This is a genomic window from Candidatus Xianfuyuplasma coldseepsis (assembly GCF_014023125.1).
In the GTDB taxonomy this organism is placed as follows: Bacteria; Bacillota_I; Bacilli_A; order Izemoplasmatales; family Izemoplasmataceae; genus Xianfuyuplasma; species Xianfuyuplasma coldseepsis.
Genome location: NZ_CP048914.1, coordinates 680,801 through 703,850 on the forward strand (window position 1 = coordinate 680,801; position 23,050 = coordinate 703,850).

Consider the following 23,050-nt stretch of genomic DNA (forward strand, 5'->3'; position numbering starts at 1 on the left):
CTTTCCAATGGATGATAACAAAGTACGCATTATCTTAATTCGTCTGTGGCGAATACTAGTAACGATCCCAATTGTTGTGATTTACATACCAATTGTTGGTCTTATTAATCTTGTATGGTATCGGCTATTACGACGACCAAACAAAGTGGTATGGACGATTAGTCCGGATACCAGTTCGTTAACACTAGCATATTTACGAGATCATTGGGTAGGGGATTCAAATACCGCCCAAAATAACAAAGTGTTTCTTGGTTTTGTATTTCCTGCACTAGGTGCTTTTATTTTAATGGTTATCATTCCGTTCATTATGGGTATATACTATTCCTTTACAGATTGGACAGGATTGAACAATGACAATCTGCAGATGGTATGGTTTGATCACTATCGTACATTGCTAACGGATGTGAAGTTCTTCTATTCCTTTTCAAGAACAGTAATCTATTCCATCCTAAATATTGTATTTATCAATCTGGTTGCCTTTGGATTAGCTTTATTGGTAACACAAAAAATTAAATTACGTAATCTATACCGCGCTGGTTTCTTCATGCCAAACTTAATTGGTGGTTTGGTCCTTGGGTACATTTGGCAATTCATCTTCAACCGTGCTATTGTTGCATTTGGAGGTATCTTTGCGAAAAGCTTACTCGTTGATGGAAACTCTGCATTATTTGCGTTAATCATTGTCGTAACCTGGCAATATGCTGGATATATCATGATGATCTATATCGCAGCTATTCAAAACATACCACAAGACTTAATTGAAGCAAGTAAAATCGATGGTGCTTCAGCAATGCAACGATTACAAACGATTACCTTCCCACTTGTTGCTCAAGCATTCACTGTTGCGATGTTCTTAACATTAGTCACATCATTTAAGCAATTTGATACAGTTGTGTCACTGAGTGATGCTGGCCCGGCGATGCTGCTACCACAGTGGATTGCCGATATCTACGGTATCCGAATAGCACCTGCTGTGGACTCATTGAACTTCATTGCCGTAGATATCTATAAAGAAGCCTTCTCGAATTACAATATGGCTTTAGGACAAGCAAAAGCGATTATATTCTTCATCATCTTGCTGGTTATTTCACTTGTCCAAGTTAACTACAACAAGAAAAGAGAGGTGGAATTATAATGACAGACGAAAAACGGAACACATTGATATATAGTGTGATTGGTTTCATCTTAATGATTGCATTCTTCTTCCCCTTTTTCATTGTATTAATTAACTCTGCCAAAGATAGTTTTACGATTACCCAAGATCCACTTAGCTTACCAACAGATATGGGACAGCTCTTTGAAAATATCAAAATCATAGTTCAACATGATGGAATCAAATACTTTTCATCCTTCTTTAACTCACTTCTAATTACCACATTAAGTCTAATTACAATCGGAATATCCTCTGCGATGGCAGCATGGGTATTGGTCCGAACAAAATCAAAACTATCCTACATCATTTTCTTGTTTTTCTTAAGTGGAATGGTCATTCCATTTCAAGTTGTTATGTTACCACTTGTCAGCTTACTTGAAATCCTTCGTGAAATAACGACAATACCATTTAAAGATACCTATTGGGGTGTTATCTTAGCATACATCGGATTTGGTGCACCACTCAGTGTCTTTCTATTTCACGGGTTTATCAAATCGATCCCAACGGATATTGAAGAAGCAGCCATCATTGATGGTTGTAGTAAATCACAAGTCTTCTTCCGTGTTGTATTACCAATTTTGAAACCAATTTTTGTCACCATGTTGGTATTGAATGGTATGTGGATCTGGAACGATTATCTATTACCATCCCTAGTCATCGGAATTGGTGGAGATGTTCAAACACTACCACTAGCCGTGGCAAACCTAGCTGGTACTTATGTCAAACAATGGGATTTAATTTTAACAAGTGTATTAATGGCTGCTTTACCAGTCATCATTCTCTTCCTCTTTGCCCAAAAGCACATTATCAAAGGAATGACTTCTGGTGCCATTAAGTAAGAAACTTTTCATCTTTGATTTGGATGGTGTCTTAACATCTACAAGTCATGAGCATTTACAAGCATGGACACTTTTATGCGATGAACTGGGAATCAAAATTGGTCCGGATATCGAGGAAAAAACAAAAGGTGTCTCTCGACTAGATTCACTGAATATCGTCCTTTCCTCATCACCAAGTATAACGGCTTTTACCGAACAGGAAAAAATAGAGTTAGCTACACGTAAGAATCAAATATATCAATCACTGATACAAGAGTATACACCGAAGAACTTATATAAAGGTGTGCTTCAGTTACTGGAATATTTGCATAAAAATAACATATTAGTTGCCCTTGGTAGTGCTTCAAAAAATGGACCGATGTTGCTGGATAAGTTAGGAATAACAGACTATTTTGATTACATTGTAGATCCATCTACAGTACGTGGGAAACCACATCCCGATATCTTTCTTAAAGCAATGAATCACTTTTCATTACAACCAGAGCAATGTGTCGGCGTAGAAGATGCCATAGCTGGAATCCATGCGATTAATCAAGCAAATATGTACTCAATCGGAATCGGTCATAAAGACACGCTATCCCATGCATCAATTGTGTATCCTTCAATTGATCACATTCGTCTTGATGATATAGATACCCTGATAAAGGAGGGTACTTGATGATCATTACAAGAGACAATCGGTTACACATTGAACAGTTACAAACCGATGAATCTATTTTTGCAACCCAAAATGGATACATTGGTGTACGAGGAACCTTTTGTGAGGGATATGGTACAAACGGATTAAGGAATGGTACTTTCATCAATAGTTTCTATGAAGAATACCCTTATCGATATGAAGAGAATCTCTCGGGCTTTGCCCAAAAGGGACAAGCGATGATTCATGTAATTGATGGGCAAGGAATCGAGTTTTATATTGACAATCATCCATTAAATATGGAGAGTTGTGATGTTGTAAGTCTCCATCGAGAGTTTCATTTGTATGGTGGTTATACAACAAGAACGATTCATTACAAAACACCCTCACAATATGAATTTATCCTTACCGAAAAACGACTTACTTCTCTTGAACAGCCTGAATTATTCGTCGTTGAAATCGATCTTCAATCGTTAAACTATAGCGGACATGTAGAAATGCGTTCTACAGTGCAACAACCACAATTTAGTAACACCTTATCCCGTGATCCACGGATTGGAAAAACACATAATGAATCGTTTATACTACGTGATATTCATATCAGTGACGATTACGGATGTATCCAAGTTCAAACGAAGCATTCCAAACTAGAAATGGCGGTATCTGTTACGCACAATATCCCTGTTCAGTATACTCATAATGATAAAAACATCACGGCAACAGCACATGCTTCATTGACTGAAAACGAACACTTCACTTGTCGTAAATATGTAATCTATACATCCAGTAATTATCATTCAAATTATGTGACTGCAAACAATATATTACGTCAACAGATTCTTAAAAATCAATCTACGGATTACTTTGAACAACAACGACAAAGTCTTACGTCATTCTGGAAAACGTGTGAAATAGCAATCGACGGCAATGAGCGATTACAATTGATCATGAATTATAATGTGTATCAACTACATACGTCTGGTGGTCTGGATTCTCGCTTCAATATAGGAGCGAAGGGTCTCACAGGAGACGGCTATGAAGGGCATCATTTTTGGGATACTGAAATCTATTTACTACCATTCTTTGTATTAACGAATCCACAAAAAGCAAAGACATTATTATTGAATCGTTATCACAATATTGAAGCAGCCCGACAAGAAGCATTAAACTTAGGTCATACTCGCGGTATCAAGATACCTTGGCGTTCCATCACTGGACGTGAATTATCGCCATATTATCCCGCGGGAACAGCTCAATACCACATAAATAGCGATGTTGCATATGCCGTCATACATTATTACTACGCTACAGATGATATGTCGTTTATGTTGAAATACGGGTTTGAGTTACTTGTTGAAACCGCACGGACAATCTATGATATCGGTCATTTCCACAACGGAGTATTCCATATTCATGAAGTGACTGGTCCCGATGAATATACAACATGTGTAGATGACAATTACTACACCAACTCAATGGCACAGTACCATTTTCAATTCATCGTTGATTTTTACGACAAACATGCATCATTATTGAAATCCCTCATAACAAGGATGCAACTGTCCGATCAAGAAATAAAGGATTTTAATCAGGCTGCAGAATCCATGGCGATCATCTATGATGAAACATTACAAATTATTGCTCAAGATCAAACATTCTTATCCAAAGAACCATGGGATTTAGAACATACACCATCCTCAAACTTTCCATTATTACTTCATTATCATCCATTACAAATTTATCGGAAGCAAGTTCTCAAGCAGGCCGATGTATTGTTGTCGATGTTCCTACTGGATTTTGAGGATAAAACAATCATGGAACATTCATATGATTACTATTCAAACATAACCACACATGACTCTAGCTTATCGAAGTGTGTTCATAGTATTGTAGCAAGTGCATTAGACAAACTATCCGTCGCATACGATTATATGATAGATGTCAGTGAAGTGGATATGAGTAATACGCAACGAAACACAAAAGATGGACTGCATTTAGCAAATCTTGGTGGTTCATACATGACGATTGTATATGGTTTGGCTGGTTTACGAATCAAACCAGATCGCATTATTTTATGCCCAAGGATACCACATGACATGAATGGGTATTCGTTTACGATCCAATATCGTCAATCTATAATAACCATTTCCATATCGGACACGATTCAATTAACTTCAACAAACACTGTTGATATCGAACTGTATGGAAATGCAATCACATTACAAAAGGGTACAATACTTGATTATCCGTTAGGGTAATGAAGGAAACCAATAATTATTTCAATTAACAAAAAATAGGAGGAAATTAAATTGAAAAAATTAGCTTTATTTTTAGTAGCTCTAGTACTAAGTTTTGGTGTGTTATCAAGTAACACTACAGCTGTAGAAGCTGCAGATGGCACAACGTTAACAATCTTCCAAAACAAAATCGAAATCGACGCCGTTTTAACAACCTATGCAGAAGCTTGGGGAGTTACAAATGATGTAGACGTTGATGTCAAATCATGTGGTGGAGATGCGTGTGCTTATGGTACGCAAATCTTAGCTGAGTTCCAAGCAGCAGAACAACCAGATATCTTCGTTATTGAAGGTATGGGTGGATACAATCAGTACGCCGATAAAATTCTTGATTTAACTGGTGAAGCATGGGCAGCTGACACTGGATTAGAATTTGTTGTCGATGGTGTTGTATACGGTTTCCCAGTAGCTGTTGAAGGCTGGGGTATGGGATACAACAAAGAAATCCTTACTGCTGCAGGTGTTGATCCAGAAGATTTAACAAACCTTGCCGCATACGAAGACGCATTTGACAAAATCCAAACGTATTATGATGCAGATGCTACAAGAGCCGACTATGCTGTTGTATCAATGGCAGCTGGTGCCGGTATGACATGGGTTACAGGACTTCATAACTTCAATGCATACTTATCCGCACAACTAGATTACACCGATTCTACTGTTATTGATAAACTCAATAATGAAGAAGTTGACATGGATCGTTTAAACGATTTAGCAGACTGGGTAGAATTACTATTTGAATACGCTGATACTACCATCTTAGAAACTGGTACATATGACGATCAAGTTGGTAAATTCGCCAATGGAGAAGCTGCATTTATTCATCAAGGTAACTGGATTGATGGAAACCTAACCGATGCAACCTTCGAAATGGGATATGCTCCTCACGCAGCAATGTCTGGTGAAAATACAGCAATCTTTATTGGAGCACCTTCATTCTATGTAATCAACAAAGATTCTGATAACATTGCAGATGCAAAAGCATTCTTAAATGATTTGGCTTCAACCACAGAAGGTCACGATTACATGGTTAATGAAGCCAACATGGTTCCTGCATTTGATAGTGTAACATTAACACCTTCTACACCATTATCTGCAGAAGTAATGGCATGGAATCAAGCTGGTAACGCTTATGCATGGTGGCAAAATGATATGCCTGCAGGATTTGGTATGGATACGTTAGGACCAATCTACGAATTATTTGCAAAAGGTACTATCACAAAAGCTCAATTTGTTGATCGCGTTGCACTAGCAATCGATCCAGATTATGAACCAGCCGAAGAACAAACTGGTGGAAACACTGGATTATATGTCGCTATCGGTGTTGGTGTTGTTGCCGTTGCTGGTGTTGGATTCTACTTCTTCACCAAAAAAAGCTAACACATAATTACATTAAAAAAACTCAATCTCAAACGAGATTGGGTTTTTTTGTGCTTATTGAATTTGATTCAAAATAGCATCTACTTGCATTTGATATGCTTCAACCAGCTTTTGATTAGACAAACTGGTGATATTTATACTTACATTCTTAAGGGCACCATGACACGCAGCTTGCAACTGTAACTCTGCCACTTCAACATCACTGATGGCATTCCTATTTCCATACGCTTTGATTGGTTCAATAGTACGAAGTGCTTTCATACAAAGATTAGCAACTCGTAATGGCACATCAATCGCATAAATGGTAGCTCCCTGAATGGCTTGTTGACGATATTTTATTTCGTCTTCAGTAGTTTTGGGAAGTTTGAAAGCGGTCATAATCTGATTAAATGCATCGGTGTCTTCATCAATCAATGGTATTAAATCTTGTTTGATGTCATCTAACTTGTTCCATGCATCAATGAATGCTTGTTGTTGGTCTTCACTATATTTATTAAATGCTTTGCGGCCGATGGTAATGTGTCCTACCATCCGTAGTAAAGCTACACCCATCGTCGCAGACAAAGCACTAACACTTCCACCACCTGGAGCAGGTGATGAGGAATCAACTTGGTTTATAAAATCTTCAATTGTATGATCAATTAATTTCATAGCTAGACGATTTCTCGATCTTTCACGACAAGGCGACCATTTTTAAAGACGTCTTTGGTATGGTTGACACCGAAATGGTACATAATATAGTCTAAATTAGGAGCATTCATAATGACAAGGTCGGCTTGTTTTCCCCGGGCGATACTACCAATTTTTTCCTTTAATCCAAGACTGTATGCTGGATTAATGGTTGCTGCTACTAGAATTTCGTATGGGGTCATCCGTAATTTATTCGCTGCGATTTGCATTGTTAGTTGATAGTTTTCGCTGGGACTACTTCCTGGATTGTAGTCCGATGAGATACTGACAATACATCCGCTATCAATCATATGACGAGCTTTCGCATAGTCTTTATCTAAGTAGAATGATGTGGCTGGAAGTAAGTTAGCGACGGTTTTGCTTTTTGCTAGTTTTTTGATGTCTTCGTCCGATGCAGCCATTAAGTGATCAGCACTTGATGCTTCAATATCAACTGCGAGTCCAGTACCACCATGGGGTTCAATTTCATCCGCATGAACTCGCAAATGGAATCCAAGTCGTTTTGCTTCTTCCAGTATCCGTTTTGTTTCCTCATTGGTAAAGGCCCCACTCTCACAGAATACATCAACACTTTCTGCTAAATCACGCGATTTAACAATTGGTAAATCATGAATGATTTGATCGACATATCCGGTATGATCATCTCTAAATTCATGAGGGATTGCGTGTGCACCTAGATAAGTTGTACTAATTGCAACTGGATGATTCTCTTGTAAGTCCTTCATCACTTCAAGAATTTTAAGTTCCGTTTCGGTATTGAGTCCGTATCCACTTTTTGCTTCAATCGTGGTAACCCCAAATAGCAACATTTCATTTAATGATTGATAGGCTTTATCGTATAACTCTTGATGGGTTGCATTTCTAGTGGCTTTCACCGTTGATAAAATACCGCCACCTTTATTTAAGATTTCTAGATAGGATACCCCTTGTAGCTTTTTACGGAATTCTTTTTCCCGGCTTCCCGCATGGACAAGGTGGGTATGAGAATCAATCAATCCCGGAATCACTATGTTGTTTTCAGCATTATGGAAGTAGGTATTATCCTGGATATACTTGGAATAATTTCCTTGTCCATAATCAATGATTTTCCCATCTTTAATCGCTATAAAGGCATTGGGAACAACTTCTAGTTGAGCCATTTCCGTACCTCGATGAAGCAACGATCGATGGGGAGTATAGAGTTCTTTTATATTATAAATAATTGTGTCTGCACGCATGTGTGCACCTCCTAATTAATATTGGCCTCAATAATTTTTAAACGATCAAAATCACGGAATCCGATGTATTGGATACTGTATTTCACAATATCATCAAAAGACATGTCCGCGTCCCATGGTTGATTGTATCGCTTGAAGTAGTACTTCAACGACTGGAGTAATGCCTGTTTGGGGATCAACCCAACAAGTTCACATGATGGTACGTCTACATGATACTGTGCGGCTTCCATTTTTACCGTTTCCAAAATCCGGTAGATGGGATTCTTCGTGTAATCCAATATATTCATTGTCACTTGTGTATGTTTTCGTGACTCTAGATATACTGGTCCTGCTTGAATATGGCGAAATCCCCCACTTGAAAAACGGATTGCACGAGAAATCTGTTTTGCCGGATTCATGTCTGTGGTATCCAAATCAATATTATACGCAATTAGTGGAATCCGCGCACCAATTCCAATGACACCAAAGGTCGGATGAATCTCGTTGGTTCCAAAATCAGGGGTCCAATGGGGATCTTTGATTTTGTCTTTCATCCCTTCAAATTCGCCTTTGCGGATTGTCGGTAGTTTGACGCGATCTTTTTTCGTTGCCGCATTGGCGTATAGGAAGCTTGGAATCTGATAGGTATCATAGATTAATTGCCCAACTTGATTGGCATATTCAACACACTCTTCCATTGTAACATGTTCGATTGGAATAAAGGGAATAACATCCACAGCACCCATGCGAGGATGTTCTCCCTTTTGAACATTCATATCAATTAGTTCCAATACTTTTCCGACAAATGGAAGTAACGCTTTGATAATGGCCTCTGGTTCTCCAATTAACGTTACTACGGTACGATTATAGTCTTGATCCGCTTCATAGTTAACAAGGTTACAACCATCGATACCACGAAGTGTAGAAACAATCTCTTCGATAACTGTCTGATTACGTCCCTCACTAAAGTTTGGAACACATTCCACGATTTTACGCATCTTATTTTCCACCTTTTTGATAGTGTCTCTCAACGAGTTGTTGGATTAAGGAATCCTTTGCAATATAGGGTAATGTAATCGACGAATTGTTGTTCATCTCATTGTATTCTTGAGCGGTTGATATCGCATGTTCATTGCGAGCCCAAGCTCGTCTTGACACGCCACCCATCACATCATATAACATCGCAACTTGAAGAATATCATCAACACGTTTGCTACCATCTAAAACCATACCGTAGCCACCGTTGATTACTTTTCCAATCCCGACGCCGCCACCATTATGGAGGGATACTAAGGACATCCCACGACTGGCATTCCCTAAAGCGACATGAGTTGCCATTTCACTCATGACATTGCTGCCATCCTTGATATTCGATGTTTCACGGAATGGGGAGTCGGTACCACCGGTATCATGGTGATCCCGTCCTAACATAATCGGGCCAACTTCGTTGTTGCGTACCATTTCATTAAATCGTAGGGCGATTTGTAATCGTCCATAGGCATCTTGATATAGTATTCGTGCTTTGGTTCCAACGACAAGTTTATTCTTTTTCGCATCGCGTATCCAATTGTAGTTGTCACGATCTTGAAAACGTCGATCTTTATCGATACAAGCCATAGCGGCTTGATCGGTTTTATCGAGATCGTCGTCTTTCCCGGATAAACATACCCAACGGAACGGGCCATACCCATAATCAAAAAGTAGGGGTCCCATAATATCTTCGACATAGCTAGGCCAAATAAATCCGTCCAAATCATTCGTTTTGTTTTTACAGATCGCTTGAATACCACTATCATACACGGCTTTCATAAAGCTGTTTCCATAATCGAAGAAATAGGTTCCTAAAGCGGTGATTGCTTCAATCGCATGATAATGACGATGAAGACCTTCATCTACCAGTTTCTTGAATGTCTTTTTATCATTTTGAAGTAAGGATGTACGTTCTTCAAAGGTAATTCCTACAGGACAATAACCACCTTCATAGACGGCATGACAACTGGTTTGGTCACTGAGAAGATCAATATAAATCTTGTTCTGTACGGCGTATTCAAGTAATTCAACAATGTTACCATAAAATGCAATGGCGATTGCTTGTTTGAGTTGTTGTGCTTCTTTGGCTTTGGTAAATGCTTCTTCTGGGGTTTGTGCAATATAGGATACCCATCCTTGATGGTATCTCGTTTCAATTCGGGAATAATCGACTTCTGCGATGATTCCAACACCACCACAGATTTCAATCGCTTTTCCTTGAGCTCCACTCATTCCACCTAAACCAGAGGATACAAATAATTTCCCTTCTAAGTTCGCATCATCAGGTAGTCCTAACTTCGAGCGTCCTGCGTTTAGTAATGTCGAGTACGTTCCGTGCACAATTCCTTGTGGACCGATATACATCCAGCCGCCTGCTGTCATTTGGCCATAACTGGCGACACCGAGTTGTGCGGCACGATTCCAGTTATCAATATCATTGAACTGGCCAATCATTAAGCCATTGGTTAGAATGACCCGAGGGGCATTCTTATGAGTGGCAAAAACACCTAGGGGATGTCCACTCATTAAGACAAGGGTCTGTTCATCGTTCATTTCTTGTAAGTATTTTTTCACAAGGTGATATTGCATCCAGTTTTGAAAAACACGTCCGGTTTCTCCATAGGTAACTAATTCGTAAGGATATAGGGCAATCTCGAAATCGAGATTGTTGTCAATCATCACTTGAAATGCCCGACCTTCAATGGTATGACCTTTGTATTCTTCAATTGCCTTTCCATAGATGCGTCCTTCTGGCCGGAAACGATATCCGTAAATACGTCCTTTTGTTAGAAGTTCTTCTAAAAACTCTTCTGCTAGTTCTTCATGCCATCGTTCTGGAATATAACGCAAGGCATTCTTAAGAGCGAGTTCGGTCTCATCTTTTGACAGAACAAACTCGCGTTTTGGTGCCCGTCTTATACCATCTTGAAACGGTTTTTTCGGGGGTAATGTCGTAAACATATCATTGAGTGTAAAAGATAGTGCTTCTCTCATATCTTAACCCTCCTTGAATATAGCATTATATAGTTGATCACTTTGGAGTAGATCATCCATTTTATGAATGTAGTGGTACATGATGTCATCATGTTCAACAAAGGGGATGTGTTGACGGATGAATTGATATGCCTTTTTCGTATCTTCACCAAGAGAACTGAAACCTCGTATATCGAGTGCTTGAGCTGCGGTTAAAAATTCCATGGCGATGACTCTCCTTGTGTTATGATAGATGGACATCGCTTTTCTGGCCCCAATGGTCCCCATCGACACGTGATCTTCTTGATTCGCAGATGATGGAATACTATCAACACTACTAGGATGAGCGAGTACTTTGTTTTCCGAGACCAGTGAAGCCGCACTATATTGTACGATCATAAATCCACTATTCAATCCTGGATTTTTTAATAGAAATGCTGGCAACCCTTCGGATAATTGTGGATTCACTAGTCGTTCAATCCGTCGTTCGGAGATATTGGCGAGTTCACTGAGAGCAATGCCTAGATAATCAAATGGGAGCGCTAAGGGTTGTCCGTGGAAGTTTCCAGCACTAATGGCAATACCTTCATCTGTAAGAATAATTGGATTATCTGTGACCGCGTTCATTTCAATTTCGACTTTGTCCTTAATAAAGGTAAAAGCATCCCATGACGCACCATGAACTTGAGGGGCGCAGCGTAAGGAGTACGCATCCTGGACACGCAAGTCTCCTTGATGTGTGATGTTCGAACTATTTCGTAAATGATGACGCACTGCCTCAGCAATTTCTATTTGGCCGATATGTCCACGTACTTGATGGACTCGTTCATGATAAGCATCAATAATACCTTGAAGTGCTTCTAATGTCATCGACAGTGATACATTCGCAAGTTTAAGTAATCGAATGCTATCGTAAATAACGATTGCACCAACACTTGTCATGGCTTGAGTACCATTAATTAAGCTCAGTCCTTCTTTGGCTGCTAAGTTAGGAATTGGTGTAATCATTGCTTTACCAAAGGCTTCTTTTGTCGACATCCGTTTACCTTTATAAAAACACTCACCAAGTCCGATTAACGGTAAACTCATATGAGATAATGGAGCAAGATCGCCGGATGCACCAAGACTTCCTTGTTCAAAGACGACAGGAATGACGTTCTTGTTCAGCATCTCTACCAGTTTTTCAAGAACTTCCAATCGTATTCCACTATGCCCGCGAACAAGAGCGTTCACGCGGAGTACCATCATCCCGCGAACGATTTCCTCACTAAAGGGATTACCGACACCACAGGCATGACTTTTCAGTAAGTTTTCTTGTAGTTTTGCGGTATCTTTTTTATTGATTGGTACATCACTCAGTTTTCCGAATCCTGTATTGATTCCATAGACTGGTTTTTCACTTTCAACAACAGCTTGTACAAAATCATTCGCTTGTTGTACGAGTTCTTGTTGTTCTTTTGCAATCGTTACTTTCTCATGAAATCTAGCGATGCGGATAAATGTTTCTAGTTGTAATCCATTTCCATTTAGTACGACCATATAACTCACCTCTCATTGTAGTAATAGTATACTACAATGTAAGCGATAACAAAAGCAAAACATGGCCTAGTTTAGGGCTTTACACCGGTAAAGCGGTAAAGCGAAATAAAAAATATAGATGACAATATTCACCTATATTTGATGTTTTATGGCGTAGACATCCGGAAGATGTTGATCCATCTTCGCAATGGTAAATCCATCTTTTTTAACCGACACAATTGCGGTATGTCCTTTGGCTTTTACCTCACCTTGATCATTGATAAGAACATGCTCAAAAGCAATCTTCACTTTTGATAACTCGGTAATGGTAGTATCGCAAAAAATAGTTTCACCTAGAACAATGCTTTTGAAATACGTACAGTCGACTTCTCGTACTGGAAACACATACCCGCGTTGTTCGATCTCGTAATAATCAATACCGAATGAGGCGAGTAATTTTGTTCGTCCAATTTCAAAGAATGAAAAATAGTTTGCATGATATACTACACCCATTTGATCGCTATCACTGTATCGTAGTTCAATTTGTTCTCGGTGCATAATAATCCACTCCTATAACGTAATGATGGCGACGACTTCACCATCGACAAACTCTCCATTTTCGACAAAACCCAAATCATGGTATAGCGGACTTGCTTTGTCATTATCCGGACGCCATGAGATTTGAATCTCATGAATTCCATCAATCTTTTGTAATGTATCTAGCACAATATTCATTGCCTGTCTTGCATAGCCTTTACGATGATACTTCTGATCTACCATAAGTCGTGATACGTATCCTTTGTGTTCGGATTCATTATAGTCATACATCACAAATCCAACCAACGTATCATCATCGTAGATGCCCCGGGGTTGACTGACTTTATCCGCATAGGCTTCGGCCAAACTAAACACATTGGATGCGACCATTTTTCGATCGATGTCATCCAATGATAAGCGAATCACATCGAAGAAATTATCCATTGTGATTTCTTTCAAAGTAACCATTAGGCAACTCCTTTGGAAAAGGATTTTTGATACAGTGGCGTATAGGTTAATACTCCATCAACGCGATGGGATTGAAACAACGTTAGTTTTGAACATTCAATCGGTTCATCAAAATATGGCAAATCGTCGGATATTGCACCATTGTTAAAGACAATCTTCTTACCAAGGGTAATATGGGGACGGTATTTACGATTTTCAGCCTCAAACCCCGATTCAACAATTTCCTTTTCGAGTTCTTTAAAGAGCGATTTTAATTTCTGTTTTCCGCTGGTAATACCAACCCATAAAATACTGGAATTCTTTTTATGAAAAGCTCCCAAATCACCAATACGGATTGAAAATGGCTCGATATTTTTACATACATCATCCATGATTGCCGTTAACTCTTCATATTCACCGTTGTAAATGTTTCCGACATATTTTATTGTTAAATGAAAATTGGTGTAATGGGTGTAGTTCCCACTGTAGGTGGTTGTTTTGATAATATCTTGTACGTTTTTTAAGTATCGTTTCACTTTGTCTTCAAATTCAATTGCATAAAAGACGCGCATCCAACCACCTCGTTTTCTATTTCTAGTATATCAAAAAATGGGATGAAAATCATCCCATTAAAGTGTAATTCGAACAAAAACAGCGTAATGATCGCTCACTGGATTATCCGTGAATAATATCGTATGACGATCGGATGTGATTGGTTGATTTGTCATGATGTAATCAATGCGTGAACCATTGGTATGAATGTCCATATTATCTAAGTGTGTTGGTTTGTCTTTCAGTGGTCCTTCTCCAAGGATATCAATACACCCATGATTCATTATGTATTTGTATTCATTCGATGTCGGAAGGACGTTAAAATCACCCGCCATAATCCATCGTGATGTTATTGGGAGCGCAGCTATGGCCGCATCAAATTGATCTTCAAATACTTCATTGCCATCACTCCAGCCAAAATGTGTTGTCGCGAGATACAAATCCTCTGAATACTGTGCAACAAGAACTTTGCGCGATTTCCAATTTGTGTAATCTCTTGTTTTTGATATACATCTTGTATCGGTTACCAATAGTGGTGTTTTTGATAGTAGGGCAAGTCCTTCATCATATCGATTAAAGGATTGCTTAATTGGAAGATAATAGATATGATAAAACAACTCCTTTTCTTGTAATAATTGTTGTAACGTATAGGCATAGTTATCTGCTTTGATATGATCTTCTATGTACGGTAGTGTCTGTGTCTGAGCAACTTCTTGAAGAAAGACAACGTCAACATCATAATCAACAATCGCTTGGGCAATTCGTTGTTGTTTGTCGGGAAGATTTTCTTCCACTAGACAATGAAGATTTAACGTTAATAGATTAAGCTTTGACATGATCCATAACCTTCGGTAACATCGAAATCACGTCGGATGCCATCATTGATTCTTCTCCATACACTTCTTCGGCATATTGTCCTGCTAAGGAGTGCATTAACACACCGATTTTTGCAGCATCCAAAGGAGGTAATCCTCTGCCCAATAAACTTCCTATAACTCCAGATAAGACATCACCTGTACCAGCTTTCGCAAGTCCGGGGGTTCCATTACTCGAAAAATACGTTTCAATATCATTTGTAATAATAGTACAAGTTCCTTTCAATACAACAACTACATTGTAGGTGTGGGCAATGTTTTTCGCATAAAGCACTGGTTGTTGTATGACGTCTTCGATGGATATTCCCAAGAAATCAGCCATTTCTTTATAGTGGGGGGTAATAATAAGATGTCCTCTTGTATTGTATCCCTTCAATAAATCTTTAAGGTAGTACAAACCATCCGCGTCAATTACAAGAGGGATCTCAGTGGATAATAGATGGGCTAATATATCCATATTAAGGGGATTTTTCTTACCAAGACCAGGACCAAAAACAATGGCATCCATACGTCTTATTTTTTGGGGTACATCTTCAATCCCAAGATAGGTATCCACCATAATGTCAGGATAGGGATTCTGGAGGTATTTGTGATCTCCATCATGGACGTACACTTGTGATAGGCCACTACCACTTCGTAATGCAGCCAAGGCGGATAAGATAGGTGCCCCCATCATTCCTTTACTACCACCGATGGTTAGTAGATTCCCATAATTGTATTTATAACTGTTGTGATGTCGTTTTCCTAGTTTCCCTTGAAGATAGGACAATGGTAACTCATACTGAATGTCAAACTCCAAACTTTGGACAATATCGACATCAATTACATGATTTAGACCAGAGAAATCTTTGGCGTCGTTCAATAGATTTCCTTGTTTAAAGTTCTGAACAATGAGCGTATGATTCGCGTGAACAGCCGTTCCCATTTGAAGCCCATTATCGGCGTGAATACCAGATGGTATATCGATACTAATAACGGTCGCATAGCTTTGATTCATTGCATTCATTACCGATTTATGAGGATCCTCTACATCTCTTGTTAATCCAATACCAAATATCCCATCAATAATGACGGTTGCATCATCAAGTAGTTGTTTATAGGAATCGTCTTGAGTCTCAACAACGTAATGCACAGGTATATGTTGACAGTGTTTTAACGCTTTCAAGGATTCCTCTGTTTGTTGTTCTTGCGAACCAATAATGATGATTTCTGTGGGAATTCCACGGGTATGTATATGATGTGCTACTAGCATGCCGTCACCACCATTGTTTCCTGTCCCAGCTACAACGACAACGTGATCCTCACTGGTTATAAAATTGTTCGTGATAATAAAGTCAAATAGATATTTTCCAACACGAGTCATCAATTCATATGACGTAATATTCTGTTGCTGAAGTGTTAATTGATCGAGTTGTCGCATCTCATTTGCTGTAAGTATTTGAATACTGTTCATCCAATCACCTTCTTCAGTTCTATTATACCACTAAAAAAGACGATGTTGCCATCGTCTTTTACAGAGGGGAGGTTTCTATACTTCGTTGTTTTCGGTTTCTTCTTCCTCTTCTTGTTCGACTTCGTCATCATCGTCAAATCCGTGGGATTTTGGTTCTGGTTTTTCAACGTCTTTTTCTTTTCCGCCTTCAACGATGTGGTAGGAGTAGGTTACTTCTCCAAACTCATCGGTAACAACTTTGATGGTTACCATACCGACGGTGTTGTCAACGCGATATTGTAGTTTGTAGACAATTTCATCATCTTCGGTTTCTTGTTTGAAGCTGTAGCTGTCATCACCTTCGGTAATGCTAACTTTGTACTCGCCTTCTTCTTGTGAGATTTTGAGTTTGACATTTTCTTCCACACCACCAATGAATTTTTCCATGATGAACTTCACTTCGGTTTCATCTTCTTCGGTTTCGGTTTTGTAGATGATTCGGATGTAGTCGTCGCCACTGTAGGCAATTAGTGTCATTTTGGTTTCGCCTTCTTCAGCGTAGTCTTCTTCCTCTTCTTCATCGTCGACTTCATCATCTGGTTCATTTTGGTTGGCATTTTGTTCTTCGTTTTCGGTGTCTTGTTCATTTTGTTCTTTTTCTTCTTCTTGGTATTCGTATTCTTTCATGTTGTCTATGACTTCAAACGTATATTCTGCTTCACCAAGAACAATAATACCTGTCATTTCACCGGTGTCGGCATCAATCGAGTAATAGATCACATAGACTTCTTCATTAACGGTAAAAGTTAATTTGTAATCATATAACTCGTTGTCACTAACTTCCTCAGTAACGCTACCAAATCCATCCACACCATTGTCAATCAAGGCTTTTAAACGGTCGAAGTAGACATTTACGACATCAAGTTCATCTTCAATGGTTGTCCATCCACCACTGTCATTTGCTAAGAACATGGTGTCGGTTGTCGCGACGGTAGGACTCTCAAAATCTAAAAACCCGGTTGATAAGTAGGATAGTGTAGCTAAACTTTCTTCACTGCCTAGTAATTCTTCTGTTACAGTATTATCAATATTGTCATTTGCAGAAGAACATGCGGACAATGTAATGGCAAAGATTCCTAAAAATACGGCAATTACTAATTTCTTCATAATTCTCTCCTTTTTATTGTTGATTTGTTAATATATACAATTGCTGTAAAACTTTTTCTCCTTTTACACTCCAATTATTTCAAAATCAAATGAATCTGTATTATGTTGGTTCCCCGGTGCGTCTCCACTGTTACCAGGCGTATCATCGTCTTCGTCATCGTCATTGTTATTACCGGGATGATCATCATCAAAGTTGTATTGCGGTTTACCTTTTTCGATTTCCTTCTCAATATCGCCTTCTTTGATTTGATATGAGTAGGTGGTTTCACCATTTGTACCAACACTCTCGATGATTTTCGCTTCCCCTTCAACACCGTTGATTTGATATTCTAGTTTATACTCGATTACACCATTTTCCAATTCTTTTTTCAATGTGTACTGATTGTCACCATCATGAATCTCAACACGGCTTTCATCGTCTTCAAGGGAGATGTTGATTGTTTGATTTTTCTCAACGTTATTAATCCGTGATTGAATGGTGTACTCGGTTTCAACTTCATCCTCGGATTCGGTTTGATATTCGATACGGACATAGTCTGAGCCGTTTTCAGCGTTAATTGTGATTGTTTTTTCCACAACGACACCATCTTCTTTTTCTTCTTCGATGGTACCTGTTACGATAAAGGTTTGAGCATTAATAATCAATTCTCCAGTGATGTTTCCATCTTCTTCTGTGAGATAATACTCATATGGATGACCATTCACATCAAAGGTAATGAGATAGTCGTATGTTGAATCTGTCAGTTCGGTTACGGTAATCAGTGATGCAAAATCATCATTTAAGAAAACGCGTAACGTATCAAAATATACATTAAAAGTATCGTTTTCAGCTTCAAATTCGGTTTCATCGATATCTGCTAGAAACTGAAGAGCCGGATTAATTACGGTAATGCTTGATCCGATAAAACTAGATGAAATATAGGAGATTTCAGCGAGTTTTTCAGAGTTAAACGCACTAATTACTGTGGTGTTATCATCTGGTGGAGTAATTTCGGTTGGTCCATTAAAGAGGATAATCAAGGCAAAAATTAAAATAAGAGCTGGGACAAATGCAGGCCGTAAAATATACTTGATTGAAAACGAAGTTTGAGACGACTCAATACGACTCATTACCGAATGAATCGTACGTTCTTTTGCTTGTTCCATTTTTATTGGATCGATTTGTCGTTGTAATTTACTCATGATTATTCACCTCCTGTTGGATTTTTTCAATACTTGATTTAATTGCTTTATAAATTGTTTTTATTGGTATGTTCATTGTTTCTCCAATTTCTTTTACAGATAGTCCGGAGAAGTAATGTAATGTCATGATTTTGAAGTGTTTGTCGTTTAAGATATCTTTCATAATCGTCACAATCCGATGGAGTTGATCTTCTTTCACAAGTTGTTCTTCAACGTCCTCATCGTCCTGTAATAGAGACAAATCAACTTCACCAGCAACTTCATAGCGGCTACTTGCCTTCTTGACATGATTGAGTGTGTGATTGGAGGCAATTCGATACAACCACGTTCGAAACGATGCCTTATCGGGATTGTATTTTTTTAAGTTTTGATAGGTTTTAAAGAAGATATCCTGAACTAAGTCTTCGGTATCTTGGTATTGTCCAACCATGTTGAAAACAAATGAGAACATCTCATTGTGATATTTGTTCATTAGTTGTTCATACTGATTGGTATGTCCCGCTAATACCTGATTGATAAGTTGAATATCCTCTTGCACATGTATCATCCTTTCTACTTGTATTATATCATCAAATGAGATTTTGGATAACACTGTGTAAACCCTCTTTGACAATATATACAATGTAGTTGATTAAATTTCTCCTTATATGAAAAAAAGACCATTGCTGGTCTTTAGATTTCACAAGTTTCGTCGGTACATGCAGCGCCCTTATCGGCACCATCAATCGTTTCGAATTTCGGTTTTTCTTCTTCCCATAGTTTTTCTAATACTTGGGTGAAGTATTCTACTGGTTGTGCACCACTGACACCATATTTACGGTTTAATACAAAGAATGGTACACCTTGAACACCAATTTGACGTCCTTCATTGATCTCATTATGGACTTGATCGGCATATTTATCGGACTTTAATACATTCTTTGCTTCTTTTTCATCCAATCCAACTTCTTTGGCAATCTTCACCAAAGCATCCATGTTTGCGATATTGATACCATCGGTAAAATAAGCTTTCATTAACCGTCCAGTTAACTCGTACTCTTTTCCGAATTGATTCGACCATTTTGCCAAACGATGGGCATCAAAACTATTCGTCATTTTGATAATGTCGTAGTTATAGGTTAAGCCAACTGTTTGTGCTTGGGTTTTAAACATCTCAAACCGTTGTTTGGCTTGATCAACACTCATCCGATGTCCTTTGGCAAATGTTTCAGCGGGACTCGCAGTCATTACTTTGCGGGCATTGGGATTTAATTGATACGCTTTTAATACTACTTCTACTTGATCTTTGTGAGGGAATGCTTCTAAAGCTTGTTCAAACCGTTTTTTACCAATATAACAAAACGGACAAGCAAAGTCACTCCATAATTCAATTTTCATATATTTCACTCTCCTTTATCATTCCTTTATATTATCCTAGAAACGTTGGGAAATTGCAACTAGTTTGCTTGCGTACTATTTTACCATTACCATTTTATTTTCGACAGTAGTATAATGAAGATAGGAGGGATTATCATGAAAAAGTTTAAACGGCTTTACTACATCTTGTCCTACGTATTTTTTATCCTGCCACCCTTTATTTGGGGACTCGTTGAACTCTACTTAGAGCGAGACTGGAAAGTTCATGTTGTTAGTCTTGTTGTGAATTTAATAGTGTTGTTCATTATCACTCTAGTTCTTTGGATATTAACAATCAAAAATGTTTTACACGTTCCCAACAAGGAAGAACAACGTCAGTTACTGTTTGGGTTAATTGGGAATACCGTCGTTTATTTCTATACCTTCCAAAATCCAATGAACCTTCAAAACGTTGTGACAATTTATCTCATTTTGTTAATTATTCTTGTTGTTCGGTACTATTTGTTAAAACGTAAAATCTCAAACTATGAACTATGGATATTGCTACCTATATTCCTATTGATTGATACGTTGCATATCCTGCTAACTGGATGCGGTTTTAGTAATCTTGGAGGATATTGTGTCCCCAATGAAGTACCACATGTTGTTTTGTATCTCTTGTATAGTACAATTGTTGTTATAACAATCGGATACTATGCTTATAAAGTGTATCTCTATCGAAGATGGAACTTCTGGGGAATCACCAATATTACGTTGGTTGTTTTAACGAGTATCTTTATTCAAGAAATTGTCGATGCTGATGAAAAAATTATTGGTACCCTAACGATTGCTTTAGCCTTCTTTGTTATACTTGATTTTATCGTGTCGATCGTCAACAAGGTCTACACCCATCGAACGTTAATATTCTATGTCCGTACAACGACCTTATTAATTCTCATTAGTTTATTATCAGAAGAAGATTTCTTCATCGGACAAGCGGATGAAGATATGCTTGTATTGATGGTTATTGTAACCTATGTTTCGTTCGGTATAACCATCCTCAAAAGCTTACTTCATATTACCGAAGAAGCGGATACCACGAAAGCAAACTTTACCATAGAAATCCTTACTGAAGATCTGCGCAATCAGATCAAAGAGAACTATGGTGATGTCGCATATGATTATATGGAGATTGGCGATAATATCTATAGTCTTATTGCCATCGAAGATAATACGATAATCGGCTTTATCTCCACGTATACTCAACCGTTGAAAGAACCACTTGAAGATACAATGGAAGCCTATATCAACATCATTGAAGTCCATAAAGACTATCGCCGTCAGGGTATTGCGTCCACCTTAATTAACGAAACCGAACATTACTTCAAACGACAAGGTATTCCGCAAATACGAGCGTGGTCGAGTATGGATAAAGTAGAAGCGATTCAATTATGGCAGGCATTGAATTATAACCTGTCTCCGACGACGATTCATATCGACAGTAAGAATGTGAATGTCGAAGGTTATTATGTTGTGAAATCATTATAAGGAGGACAACGATGAAAATTACATTTTTAGGACACGCTGCGGTGTTATTAGAACACCATGATTTTAAGGCGTTGATTGATCCGTTCTTAACCAATAATCCGGTATATAAGAAGGATCCTACTCATACACAAGGTATCACCCATATCTTTGTGACTCATGGCCATGGCGATCACGTTGGAGACACCTTACAAATTGCGAAAGAGAACAACGCGATGATTATTGCCAACGCTGAACTCTGCTCTTTGTTTAGACGAAAAGATAAAACACTCAAACTTCACCCAATGCATATTGGAGGAGCCTTTACCTTTGACTTTGGACGTGTCAAAATGACACCCGCTGTACACGGTAGCTCATACCAAGATGAAGATGGAGTCCACGAAGGTGGGAACCCTGGTGGATTCCTAATTACCGTTGATGGTACTAGTGTCTATCATGCCGGAGATACTGGATTAATCTACGACATGAAACTACTCGAACAAGATGAAATCGATGTAGCGTTTCTTCCGATAGGAGGAAATTACACGATGGACATCAATGATGCCATTCGAGCCGTCGAATTTATCAAACCAAAAATTACCATACCGATGCACTACAACACCTTTGGTTTAATCCAAGCTGATCCCTATATATTTAAAGGACGACTACTTGAGTACCGTGTCGAAATTCTAGAACCAGGGGAAGCGATCAAACTCTAAGCGGAATGAACTTCCGCTTTTTTTATTATTTAGAATCAGTTATAATAAAATTAACATCAAGAATACTTCTACAACACAAGGAGGATTTCTATGAAAACAATCATTTTGTACGAAACACGAACAGGATTCACCGAAGAATGTGCACAGAACATGCACAAACATATACCAGGTAGTGTATTAAAAGACATTCACGAAGAAGACTACAGCCTTGAAGACTTTGATACGGTCTTGGTTGGAGCTCCCATCTACGTCGGTGAAATTGAACACTATACTTCGCGCTTCTTCCAACGTAAAAAACGCAAACTCATGGACAAGCGCCTTGGAATATTCTGTGCTGGAATGAATACCGCAGAGTTTAATTTAGCTGTTCAAACCTCCCTACCACCAGATATCTTTTATCATGCACAAATCGTTCATTGTGGTGGGAAGATTGATTATAAGTCACTATCTTTAAAAGATAAATTTACTGTACGGCGGCGTCTTGGTTTAAAGGAAAACAAAGAAATCCACAATGAGTTAAAAGTAGAAGAGTTCTTAAAATGGGTAAATGAAAAGGAAGCCAAGTAG

General features: G+C 38.4%; 22 protein-coding genes. 8 read left to right on the forward strand and 14 right to left on the reverse strand.

The window, feature by feature from the left end; all coding sequences use genetic code 11:
• The first annotated feature begins 7 nt into the window (after positions 1 to 7).
• From G4Z02_RS03180 to G4Z02_RS03200, 5 genes are read left to right on the forward strand one after another with little or no spacing between them, the layout of a single operon-like run.
• Positions 8 to 1,135 (forward strand): carbohydrate ABC transporter permease, encoded by a 1,128-nt coding sequence (locus G4Z02_RS03180; protein WP_258878417.1) that lies wholly within the window; start codon positions 8 to 10, stop codon positions 1,133 to 1,135.
• Complete coding sequence (locus G4Z02_RS03185) at positions 1,135 to 1,992, forward strand: carbohydrate ABC transporter permease (RefSeq protein ID WP_258878418.1); 858 nt, start codon at positions 1,135 to 1,137, stop codon at positions 1,990 to 1,992. Before G4Z02_RS03180 ends, G4Z02_RS03185 begins: the two co-directional genes overlap by 1 nt.
• On the forward strand, positions 1,979 to 2,650 hold the full coding sequence (pgmB, locus tag G4Z02_RS03190) for a beta-phosphoglucomutase (RefSeq protein WP_258878419.1): 672 nt from the start codon (positions 1,979 to 1,981) through the stop codon (positions 2,648 to 2,650). Before G4Z02_RS03185 ends, pgmB begins: the two co-directional genes overlap by 14 nt.
• Positions 2,650 to 4,887 (forward strand): glycoside hydrolase family 65 protein, encoded by a 2,238-nt coding sequence (locus G4Z02_RS03195; protein ID WP_258878420.1) that lies wholly within the window; start codon positions 2,650 to 2,652, stop codon positions 4,885 to 4,887. The genes pgmB and G4Z02_RS03195 overlap by 1 nt, the downstream gene beginning before the upstream one ends.
• Positions 4,888 to 4,938: 51 nt before the next feature.
• Complete coding sequence (locus G4Z02_RS03200; RefSeq protein ID WP_258878421.1) at positions 4,939 to 6,306, forward strand: ABC transporter substrate-binding protein; 1,368 nt, start codon at positions 4,939 to 4,941, stop codon at positions 6,304 to 6,306.
• 54 nt (positions 6,307 to 6,360) lie between these two features.
• Here G4Z02_RS03200 and G4Z02_RS03205 read toward each other — a convergent pair whose 3' ends face one another.
• From G4Z02_RS03205 to G4Z02_RS03270, 14 genes are all read right to left on the reverse strand, one after another.
• The gene (locus tag G4Z02_RS03205; protein WP_258878422.1) at positions 6,361 to 6,957 is read right to left on the reverse strand and encodes a cyclodeaminase/cyclohydrolase family protein; all 597 of its coding nucleotides are present in this window, start codon (positions 6,955 to 6,957) and stop codon (positions 6,361 to 6,363) included.
• Between the two features lie 2 nt (positions 6,958 to 6,959).
• Positions 6,960 to 8,213 carry an imidazolonepropionase gene (gene hutI, locus G4Z02_RS03210; RefSeq protein WP_258878423.1) on the reverse strand — a complete coding sequence of 418 codons (1,254 nt, stop codon included), beginning with the start codon at positions 8,211 to 8,213 and terminating at the stop codon, positions 6,960 to 6,962.
• Between the two features lie 11 nt (positions 8,214 to 8,224).
• Positions 8,225 to 9,190, reverse strand: coding sequence for a glutamate formimidoyltransferase (ftcD, locus tag G4Z02_RS03215; RefSeq protein ID WP_258878424.1), 966 nt, complete (start codon positions 9,188 to 9,190; stop codon positions 8,225 to 8,227).
• A 1-nt stretch (position 9,191) separates the two neighbouring features.
• Entirely contained in the window at positions 9,192 to 11,216 is a 2,025-nt protein-coding gene (locus G4Z02_RS03220; protein WP_258878425.1) for a urocanate hydratase, read from the reverse strand.
• A gap of 3 nt (positions 11,217 to 11,219) precedes the next feature.
• Positions 11,220 to 12,734 (reverse strand): histidine ammonia-lyase, encoded by a 1,515-nt coding sequence (gene hutH, locus G4Z02_RS03225; protein ID WP_258878426.1) that lies wholly within the window; start codon positions 12,732 to 12,734, stop codon positions 11,220 to 11,222.
• Between the two features lie 132 nt (positions 12,735 to 12,866).
• Positions 12,867 to 13,271, reverse strand: a complete 405-nt coding sequence (locus tag G4Z02_RS03230) for an acyl-CoA thioesterase (RefSeq protein ID WP_258878427.1) — start codon at positions 13,269 to 13,271, stop codon at positions 12,867 to 12,869.
• Between the two features lie 12 nt (positions 13,272 to 13,283).
• Positions 13,284 to 13,718, reverse strand: coding sequence for a GNAT family N-acetyltransferase (locus tag G4Z02_RS03235; protein ID WP_258878428.1), 435 nt, complete (start codon positions 13,716 to 13,718; stop codon positions 13,284 to 13,286).
• Complete coding sequence (gene thpR / locus G4Z02_RS03240; RefSeq protein ID WP_258878429.1) at positions 13,718 to 14,269, reverse strand: RNA 2',3'-cyclic phosphodiesterase; 552 nt, start codon at positions 14,267 to 14,269, stop codon at positions 13,718 to 13,720. Before thpR ends, G4Z02_RS03235 begins: the two co-directional genes overlap by 1 nt.
• A 57-nt stretch (positions 14,270 to 14,326) precedes the next feature.
• Positions 14,327 to 15,085: an endonuclease/exonuclease/phosphatase family protein gene (locus G4Z02_RS03245; protein ID WP_258878430.1), complete on the reverse strand. Its 759-nt coding sequence runs from the start codon at positions 15,083 to 15,085 to the stop codon at positions 14,327 to 14,329.
• On the reverse strand, positions 15,072 to 16,577 hold the full coding sequence (locus G4Z02_RS03250) for an NAD(P)H-hydrate dehydratase (RefSeq protein WP_258878431.1): 1,506 nt from the start codon (positions 16,575 to 16,577) through the stop codon (positions 15,072 to 15,074). The genes G4Z02_RS03245 and G4Z02_RS03250 overlap by 14 nt, the downstream gene beginning before the upstream one ends.
• Positions 16,578 to 16,652: 75 nt before the next feature.
• Positions 16,653 to 17,723, reverse strand: a complete 1,071-nt coding sequence (locus G4Z02_RS03255; RefSeq protein WP_258878432.1) for a hypothetical protein — start codon at positions 17,721 to 17,723, stop codon at positions 16,653 to 16,655.
• Between the two features lie 63 nt (positions 17,724 to 17,786).
• On the reverse strand, positions 17,787 to 18,905 hold the full coding sequence (locus G4Z02_RS03260; protein ID WP_258878433.1) for a hypothetical protein: 1,119 nt from the start codon (positions 18,903 to 18,905) through the stop codon (positions 17,787 to 17,789).
• Entirely contained in the window at positions 18,898 to 19,443 is a 546-nt protein-coding gene (locus G4Z02_RS03265) for an RNA polymerase sigma factor (protein ID WP_258878434.1), read from the reverse strand. Before G4Z02_RS03265 ends, G4Z02_RS03260 begins: the two co-directional genes overlap by 8 nt.
• Before the next feature lie 134 nt (positions 19,444 to 19,577).
• Positions 19,578 to 20,282 carry a DsbA family oxidoreductase gene (locus G4Z02_RS03270; protein WP_258878435.1) on the reverse strand — a complete coding sequence of 235 codons (705 nt, stop codon included), beginning with the start codon at positions 20,280 to 20,282 and terminating at the stop codon, positions 19,578 to 19,580.
• A 135-nt stretch (positions 20,283 to 20,417) separates the two neighbouring features.
• Between G4Z02_RS03270 and G4Z02_RS03275 the strand changes: the two genes are divergently transcribed.
• From G4Z02_RS03275 to G4Z02_RS03285, 3 genes are all read left to right on the forward strand, one after another.
• Positions 20,418 to 21,788: a GNAT family N-acetyltransferase gene (locus tag G4Z02_RS03275; RefSeq protein WP_258878436.1), complete on the forward strand. Its 1,371-nt coding sequence runs from the start codon at positions 20,418 to 20,420 to the stop codon at positions 21,786 to 21,788.
• 11 nt (positions 21,789 to 21,799) lie between these two features.
• Complete coding sequence (locus G4Z02_RS03280) at positions 21,800 to 22,483, forward strand: metal-dependent hydrolase (RefSeq protein ID WP_258878437.1); 684 nt, start codon at positions 21,800 to 21,802, stop codon at positions 22,481 to 22,483.
• 90 nt (positions 22,484 to 22,573) lie between these two features.
• Positions 22,574 to 23,050: a flavodoxin domain-containing protein gene (locus tag G4Z02_RS03285; protein ID WP_258878438.1), complete on the forward strand. Its 477-nt coding sequence runs from the start codon at positions 22,574 to 22,576 to the stop codon at positions 23,048 to 23,050.

What these genes read in the sequence shown, in the direction of transcription:
- G4Z02_RS03250 (WP_258878431.1), bottom strand. Translation starts at nt 16,577, where the DNA reads ATGAACAGTATTCAAATACTTACAGCAAATGAGATGCGACAACTCGAT.
- G4Z02_RS03245 (WP_258878430.1), bottom strand. Translation starts at nt 15,085, where the DNA reads ATGTCAAAGCTTAATCTATTAACGTTAAATCTTCATTGTCTAGTGGAA.
- G4Z02_RS03180 (WP_258878417.1), top strand. Translation starts at nt 8, where the DNA reads ATGGATGATAACAAAGTACGCATTATCTTAATTCGTCTGTGGCGAATA.
- hutI (WP_258878423.1), bottom strand. Translation starts at nt 8,213, where the DNA reads ATGCGTGCAGACACAATTATTTATAATATAAAAGAACTCTATACTCCC.
- G4Z02_RS03255 (WP_258878432.1), bottom strand. Translation starts at nt 17,723, where the DNA reads ATGAAGAAATTAGTAATTGCCGTATTTTTAGGAATCTTTGCCATTACA.
- G4Z02_RS03275 (WP_258878436.1), top strand. Translation starts at nt 20,418, where the DNA reads ATGAAAAAGTTTAAACGGCTTTACTACATCTTGTCCTACGTATTTTTT.
- thpR (WP_258878429.1), bottom strand. Translation starts at nt 14,269, where the DNA reads ATGCGCGTCTTTTATGCAATTGAATTTGAAGACAAAGTGAAACGATAC.
- G4Z02_RS03195 (WP_258878420.1), top strand. Translation starts at nt 2,650, where the DNA reads ATGATCATTACAAGAGACAATCGGTTACACATTGAACAGTTACAAACC.
- G4Z02_RS03280 (WP_258878437.1), top strand. Translation starts at nt 21,800, where the DNA reads ATGAAAATTACATTTTTAGGACACGCTGCGGTGTTATTAGAACACCAT.
- G4Z02_RS03230 (WP_258878427.1), bottom strand. Translation starts at nt 13,271, where the DNA reads ATGCACCGAGAACAAATTGAACTACGATACAGTGATAGCGATCAAATG.
- G4Z02_RS03285 (WP_258878438.1), top strand. Translation starts at nt 22,574, where the DNA reads ATGAAAACAATCATTTTGTACGAAACACGAACAGGATTCACCGAAGAA.
- hutH (WP_258878426.1), bottom strand. Translation starts at nt 12,734, where the DNA reads ATGGTCGTACTAAATGGAAATGGATTACAACTAGAAACATTTATCCGC.
- G4Z02_RS03220 (WP_258878425.1), bottom strand. Translation starts at nt 11,216, where the DNA reads ATGAGAGAAGCACTATCTTTTACACTCAATGATATGTTTACGACATTA.
- G4Z02_RS03235 (WP_258878428.1), bottom strand. Translation starts at nt 13,718, where the DNA reads ATGGTTACTTTGAAAGAAATCACAATGGATAATTTCTTCGATGTGATT.
- G4Z02_RS03260 (WP_258878433.1), bottom strand. Translation starts at nt 18,905, where the DNA reads ATGAGTAAATTACAACGACAAATCGATCCAATAAAAATGGAACAAGCA.
- ftcD (WP_258878424.1), bottom strand. Translation starts at nt 9,190, where the DNA reads ATGCGTAAAATCGTGGAATGTGTTCCAAACTTTAGTGAGGGACGTAAT.
- G4Z02_RS03205 (WP_258878422.1), bottom strand. Translation starts at nt 6,957, where the DNA reads ATGAAATTAATTGATCATACAATTGAAGATTTTATAAACCAAGTTGAT.
- G4Z02_RS03270 (WP_258878435.1), bottom strand. Translation starts at nt 20,282, where the DNA reads ATGAAAATTGAATTATGGAGTGACTTTGCTTGTCCGTTTTGTTATATT.
- G4Z02_RS03185 (WP_258878418.1), top strand. Translation starts at nt 1,135, where the DNA reads ATGACAGACGAAAAACGGAACACATTGATATATAGTGTGATTGGTTTC.